This is a genomic window from Geminicoccus flavidas, assembly GCF_009806515.1.
GTDB classification, from domain to species: domain Bacteria; phylum Pseudomonadota; class Alphaproteobacteria; order Geminicoccales; family Geminicoccaceae; genus Geminicoccus; species Geminicoccus flavidus.
Genome location: NZ_WUJP01001119.1, coordinates 1 through 1,078 on the forward strand (window position 1 = coordinate 1; position 1,078 = coordinate 1,078).

2 protein-coding genes are annotated in these 1,078 nt (G+C 66.5%); one reads left to right on the forward strand and one right to left on the reverse strand.

Annotated features, from left to right (window positions below):
* Positions 1-311: helix-turn-helix domain-containing protein (locus EQG76_RS31360; RefSeq protein ID WP_159719120.1), on the reverse strand; the 311-nt coding region annotated here is incomplete at its 3' end.
* Positions 312-670: 359 nt separating this feature from the next.
* Between EQG76_RS31360 and EQG76_RS31365 the strand changes: the two genes are divergently transcribed.
* Positions 671-1,006 carry a transposase gene (locus EQG76_RS31365; RefSeq protein WP_159719121.1) on the forward strand — a complete coding sequence of 112 codons (336 nt, stop codon included), beginning with the start codon at positions 671-673 and terminating at the stop codon, positions 1,004-1,006.
* Positions 1,007-1,078 lie beyond the last annotated feature (72 nt).

Sequence of the window (1,078 nt, forward strand, 5' to 3'; positions counted from 1 at the left end):
CGGTGTAGGGACGAGCGAGTGAGGTGCGGGATGGTCGGCTGCAGGCTGTAAAGGCAGTCGTCCAGCGGCGGCAGGGTGTGCCAGCGGAAGGCGACGATGATGGTCTCTTCCTGTGGCGTCAGCACCGTCGAGCGAACTTGCTTTGGCCCCATGGGCGCGTCCGCGGTCGTCTTTCGCTTGCGCCACTTCTGGATCGTGGCCGGGCTGACGCCATAGCGCCTGGCCAGCGCCCTCACGCTCTCTTGACGTAGCTGGATCGCGCAATGGACCGCCTCGGTCGTACGGGCGCTTCGATGAAGAACTTGGCCCATAGTGCGTCCCTTGCCGCATGGTGATCCACTGTACCACCACACTGCAGGATCAAACACCTAGGGGAGCATTCAACGGGCTGCGCTACCTGGTCAGCCATAGCGTAGCCTGGTGCGTGGCTGCTTCGAGATGCTGGCGCACGAGCTGCGCGCCGTGCTGCGCCTGACCTGGGCGGCGCGGCGGAACCGTCCGTGGCCGTGCTGGACAGCCGATCGCTCTGCCCAGTTCCTGGGAGCGACGGCAGGGCCGCCTGTGGTGGGCACCAGCGTACGGGAGTTGCGAAGCTGCACTGCGCAGTGATGCGCTTGGCCACCTGCTGGCACTGCACGTCACGCCTGCCCATGCCGCTGATCGCGCAGCGGTGGCGACCCTGGCTGAGACCGTCCGGGACGCGATCAACCAGAACGTGGCTCTGGCCCAGGTCAAGGCTGCGCCGGCGAGCAATCCGCCCAGGCTGCCCGCACGGATAGGATCACCCTTCAGGTCGTCAAACTGCCTAAAGCAACCGCAGCTTCAGCCTCCTGCCCAGGTGGCCTCGGCGGTCTCGGTGGCCGAGCGCTCGTTTGCATGGTTCGCCCGCTTTCGCCGCCTCGCCCGCGACTACGAGCGACTGCCAGAAACCTTGGCAGGCCTGCACATGGCCGCCTTCCTCATCCTGCTGCTCAGGCGTGCGGCGGAACTCGCCGGCAGTACGTAGCCACTAGGCCCCGTTAGTTCTTGAGCCAGTCGAGGGAGGCAGCGAGGCAGAGGACGCCCATGAAGGAGCGGG